General features: G+C 35.6%; 2 protein-coding genes and 2 pseudogenes. 1 reads left to right on the forward strand and 3 read right to left on the reverse strand.

What is annotated here, in order from left to right; genetic code table 11:
* Window positions 1-3,596, forward strand: a 3,596-nt coding sequence (locus tag ACN0QX_RS15190) for a T9SS type B sorting domain-containing protein (protein WP_417198166.1), incomplete at its 5' end; no start/stop codon positions are given.
* An 82-nt stretch (window positions 3,597-3,678) separates the two neighbouring features.
* Here ACN0QX_RS15190 and ACN0QX_RS15195 read toward each other — a convergent pair.
* The 3 genes and pseudogenes from ACN0QX_RS15195 to ACN0QX_RS15205 form a co-directional block, all read right to left on the reverse strand.
* Window positions 3,679-3,852, reverse strand: a pseudogene (locus ACN0QX_RS15195) (dodecin family protein); the annotation flags it as partial.
* Between the two features lie 110 nt (window positions 3,853-3,962).
* Entirely contained in the window at window positions 3,963-5,483 is a 1,521-nt protein-coding gene (locus ACN0QX_RS15200; protein WP_417198167.1) for an OmpP1/FadL family transporter, read from the reverse strand.
* A gap of 19 nt (window positions 5,484-5,502) precedes the next feature.
* Window positions 5,503-5,924: pseudogene (locus ACN0QX_RS15205) on the reverse strand (hypothetical protein); the annotation flags it as partial.

Genomic DNA, 5,924 nt, shown 5'->3' on the forward strand with positions numbered 1-5,924 from the left:
TTGTAGCCAATACACAGGTTATATATGTACGCGTAGAAAGCACTACAATAGCTACGGACTGTGCGACGTTTGTGGACTTAGTTTTAATAGTTAATCCAACACCACAAATAACAGATCCAAGTCCACTAGAAGTATGTGATAATGATGCAGACGGATTTGCTATTTTTGATTTAGAATTAAACAATCCAGAGATATTAAATCAGTTAGATGCAGATGCCACAAACGATTTAGCAGCAACGGATTATACAATAACATTTTACGAAACAGAAGCCAACGCTAACGTTCCAACAAATGCAATAGCAACACCAAATGCTTATACAAACACAACCGCAGATATACAAACTATTTGGGTACGTGTGGATGATAACGCCAATGGCTGTTCTACAGTAACACCAATGGATTTAATTGTAAACCCATTACCAGTATTAGTACAACCAGATCCATTAGCCTTATGTGATTATAATAATCCAGGAGACGAAGTAGAAGCCTTTAATTTAGAAGATGCAAACGCCCAAATTCTAGCAGGACAAACAGGGATTACCTTAACACACTATATTAGTCAATCAGGAGCGGACAATGCTACAGCAGCAGACCAAATTTTTAGTCCATACACTAATATTGTTAATCCACAAACGGTTTATGTAAGAGCGGTAGATAATGTTACAGGCTGTGTAAGTACGATAACCTTAGATTTACGAGTAAACCCAATCCCATCACCACAAGCAAGTCCAATGGCTTTAATAGAATGTGATGACGATAACGACGGATTTACAACCTTTAATTTAGACAGTCAAACAACAACCATTTTAAATGGAGAGCCAGACGTAAGCATCAGTTACCACGAAACACAATCAGATGCGATTAACGATTTAAACGCTTTAGTTAGTCCATACACAAATATTGTTGCCAACACGCAAATGATTTACGTACGTGCAGAAAATGATATTACAGGATGTTTCACAATTGTTGTATTACCATTAGAAGTGCAACCATCACCAGTTGTACCAGTAGCACTTGATGATTATATTGTATGTGATGATAATGATGATGGATTTAGCCAATTTGATTTTGATACGGTTATGACACCACAAATCTTAGGGACACAAGATCCAGCAGATTTTACATTAACTTACCATACGACACAATTAGCAGCAGACAACGGAACTAGTCCAATAGTTAACACAGGTAACTATACCAATGTTACTAACCCACAGACGATTTACGTAAGATTAGAAGGTAACGTAAATGGATGTGTTACAACAGGATCCTTTGTAATCCGAGTTGAGTTTCCACCAGTAATTGTGCAACCAACACCATTAGCCATATGTGATGAGTTAGATGCAGATTATTACGAAAACAATGACGATATGGCAACGTTTGATCTAACGGTTAAAAACAACGAAATTACTGCAGGAAATACCAGTTGGATCATAACCTATTACGAAACACAAGCCAATGCACAAGCCGATATTAGCCCAATAGCAGACCCAACCATGTATACCAATATGATGGTCGGAACAAATCCAGCTAACCCACAAACGGTTTATGTTAGAGTCACAGATGCAGATACAGGATGTTTCTCATTTACAACACTAACCATCCGTGTGTTACCAAACCCAACACCATTACAAAACCCAACAGATTTAGAGTTATGTGATGATGTAAATGTTGTAGGTCCAAATGATTTAATAGAAATCTTTGACCTAACTACAAATGAAGTAGCAACTATTAACGGAGAATTAGGAGTAAGTGCAAGCTACTATACGGATTTAGACGATGCCCTAATGGGAACAAATCAAATAGTAGATCCAACCGCACATAGTAATGAAGATCCAGATAATCCAGGAGTAGCAATCACTCCACAAACCATTTACTTACGTGTAACAAACGGAACAGATGCCTCAGGAACAGGAGGAACAGGATGTTATACCATAGTAAGTTTTGACATTACAGTAAATCCATTACCAGTAGTTAGTCCAATAGAAGATTATATCTATTGCGAATTATTTAATGATGGACAATATGGATTTGATTTAGAAAGTAAAACCCCAGAAATCCTAAATGGACAAGACGGAACAATCTTTACTGTAACCTATCACGAAACTCAAGGCGAAGCAGATATGGCAATGAATGCATTAAGCAGTCCATATACCAATACAAGTAACCCACAAACCATATACGTTAATATCACCAATACCCTAACAGGCTGTGATACCACAACTACGTTTAATATTGAAGTTCAGGAAGCCGCACAAGCCAATCCAGACCTAGTACCAATCGTATATCAGATTTGTGATGACAATATGGAAACCGATGGTGACACAACGGATGATAGCGCACAATTTGATTTATTAACATTAAATCCAGACGTGTTAGATGGACAAGATCCAGCAAATTACATTGTAAGCTATTACGCAACCCAAGCGGATGCAGATGCAGCAACCAATGCACTTCCATTTATATATGAAAACACTGTAAATCCACAAGTCATTTATGTACGTGTAGATAACAACACTATGACAGTGTTACCATTAGCTATCGACCTAGCAGGATTAGGAACAACAGGTATAGATTTTAATGGAGACGGAACAATAGATACAATTGATACCGATTTAGATGGAGTCTTTGATCTAATAGACGTTGATGGCGATGGACTATCAGACGGAACAGACACAGATGCAGATGGTTTAATTGATGAAGTAGACATTGATGGCGATGGTATTGCAGATGCAGTAGATATTGATGGCGATGGCGTATTAGATAATCAAGCAGACAGCTCAGTATGTTATGACACTGCAGAGATCACATTACAAGTTAATCCATTACCAGAGTTTGATTTAGATGACACTTATTTATTATGTGTTAATACAAACGGAACAGAAGTGGTTAATACACCAGTATTAGACACAGGATTAAACACGACGGATTACACGTTTGAGTGGCAATTAGAAAGCGTAACCCTTCCAGGAGAAACAGGAAGCAGCTTAATACCAACACAAGGCGGTCAGTATACAGTAATAGTAACAGATGCAGTTACAGGATGTACCAATGATGACACAGCACTAGTAGAGGAGAGTGAGCCACCAGTAATCACAGCAGAAGTAACTACAGCAGCCTTTGCAGAAGTACATAATATATCAGTGTCAGCAACAGGAAGCGGAATCTCCATATTTGAGTTTAGCCTAGACGACGGACCATGGGAGTCAAACACACCAAATGATGATATGTATATGTTTACAGACGTAGGCGCAGGAGAACATATAATCACAGTAAGAGACATAAATGGATGTGGAGAAACAAGCTTATCAATTATGGTAATGGATTATCCACACTTCTTTACACCAAATGACGATGGGTTTAACGACACCTGGAACATTTACGGGATAGAAGACCAATTAGATGCTGAGATATACATCTTTGATCGTTATGGTAAATTATTAAAACAATTAAGTCCAAGTGGTCCAGGATGGGATGGAACGTATAATGGTAACCCAATGCCAACCAGTGACTATTGGTTTACGGTTGAGTATAGAGAACCAAACGATACGACAAATACAAGAAAACAATTTAAAGCTCACTTTACTTTAAAAAGATAAGTAAGCAAGATTAAATAACACCAATAAAAAAGCCTGAACAAATGTTCAGGCTTTTTTTATAATAAAATACTTTAAAAAGGTATTAGTTAACTTCAAAAGTAATTTTAAGGTTAACTCTAAAATCTACAACCTCGCCATCTTTAACGCTAGCGCTTTGGTCTTGTACATAGACAGATCTAATATTTTTAACGCTTTTAGACGCATGCTTTACTGCTTTTTTAGTTGCATCTTCCCAACTTTTATCTGAGTTTGATAATGCTAGATGCTGTAAATCATTTCATTATAAAATATTATGCGTGAAAAAGTAGTGCATAAAAAAACCTGAACGTTAGCTCAGGTTTTATATATAGTTATTAATATTAAGCTTTAAATTTTAAACCCTAATGTTAATGTGATGTTTGAGTTAGAATTGTCTATTGTCGCAGCATTAGTAAGTCCTGTATTATACAATTGATAGTTGATGTCTTGTTGTGATCTGCTGTATGATACATCTAAATTTGTATTTCCAAAATTATAACCTAAACCTAATGAGTATCCTGTAAGGTCGCCAATGGTGTTTTTGTTTGCATATGGACTTTCTTCAATTCTGTATCCACCTCTAAAACTAAATTGTTTCAATTTATATTCTGCACCAATTTTATAGGTTGATGCTGCTGTTAAAGCATTTTCGATGATAGTGTTTTGTTGGTTGAAATATCTGTCAGAAGTTGGTTTAAATTTTGTTTTACTATGATCCTTTCTAGAGTAATCAAAGCTAATTAAACCTTTTGTTCCAAAGACATAAGCTAGACTTCCTGTAATTTTACTTGGGGTTTGTAAACGATAGGTTTCAAATATATTAACAATATTAGGGTCTACAACTTGATAAAAGTCACCATTTGTATCGTCTATAACTAATGTTTCTAGATATTGCGTAGTTTCATCTTGTATGCTCATCCAAGTTGGAGATTCATAAGTTAAACCAGCTCTTAATTCATTTGTTAATTTAAATATACCTCCTAGTTGAAAAGAAAAACCTGATCCATTTGAAGATAAAGTGTTGTCAAATAATACTTCTCTTACAGTTGAGTTTTCATTAGTGTTACTTTCATATAAGCTAGTAAAGCGCTCGTAGTTTAGAAAATGAGAATTTAGATTTAAACCAAAATAGGTGTCCTCTCCATATTGTGTACCAACATTAAAACTAATCTTACCGTTATAGCCAGTGGCAACGTAATTGTAATCTTGATTAAATGTATTTCCCTTGATATTGCTAGTGTAAGTACTGTTATTATCATCAAAAGTGTCAGGTTCTAATATGTAGGAATCATAACCTAAAAAAGCTTGCTGATTTTGATATCCAAATGCACTACCAATTTCTGAATAAGCTACAGTAGTAGATTCTCCAGGTAATGCTGAAATTTCATCCAAACGTAACCCTTGTGCATTAGCTAAAAAATATTCTCCAATACTAGTATTACAAGTTCCATTTGCTCTCCAATCATCATCATAATTTTTAGAAATATCATAGTTGATTCCTAAGGAAAACTTTTTCCATAAAGAGTTAGTGTCAGTGTTTTTAAATATAAAAACACCTCCACCTTGGTTTAAATTAACAGATGAGTTTGATGATTCATTAATCCCGTTAAAGTAACTAATGTTGTTATCATTGTTTTCAATACCTAAAGATATAGAGGCATAACTACTTGTAAAAACTGCTGAACCTGCAGGGTTTACACTAAAGGCACTTAGGTCTCCTCCAAGCGCTCCAAAAGCACCACCCATACTTTGGAATCTTGCTGTTCCTTTAATGTCTCCACTAGAGTATCTTAACGCGTCATTTATGTTTTGAGCTTGACTTATAGACATAGATATAACACCTATGACTAGTATAAATAATTTTTTCATAACAATTTAGATTTTTATTTTAACCTCTTCCTCTTCTTGAGCTACCTCCAGATGTAGATCGGCTTCTAGAAGGAGAGCTTGATCTAGGTGTAGAGATACTTCTTGGTGTAGAATTATTACTTCTAGGCGTTGATGTATTAGTTCTTGGTCTAGGCGTAGAGGTGTTTGTTCTTGGTCTTGGAGTTGACGTATTAGTTCTTGGTCTAGTTGTATTAAGTCTAGGCTTAGTAGTAGAATTTGTTCTAGGTCTTGTTGTACTTGTTCTAGGTCTAGTTGTAATGTTTGTTCTTGGACTAACACCTGTATTTCTAGAATATCTTGAACTTAAAACAGAATTTCTATTCACAATTGAGCCTCTTCTTCCTGAGTTGTAAGATATACCTCTTCTATGGTAACCATTGGTATAGCTATATCCATAACCGTAGCCATAACCATAACCGA

The sequence above is a fragment of the Bizionia sp. genome (genome assembly GCF_048259285.1).
Classification (GTDB): Bacteria; Bacteroidota; Bacteroidia; order Flavobacteriales; family Flavobacteriaceae; genus Algorimicrobium; species Algorimicrobium hallyeonense.

Bases quoted from the DNA above. Each gene is read 5' to 3' on its own strand.
- ACN0QX_RS15200 (WP_417198167.1), bottom strand. From the start codon at position 5,483: ATGAAAAAATTATTTATACTAGTCATAGGTGTTATATCTATGTCTATA.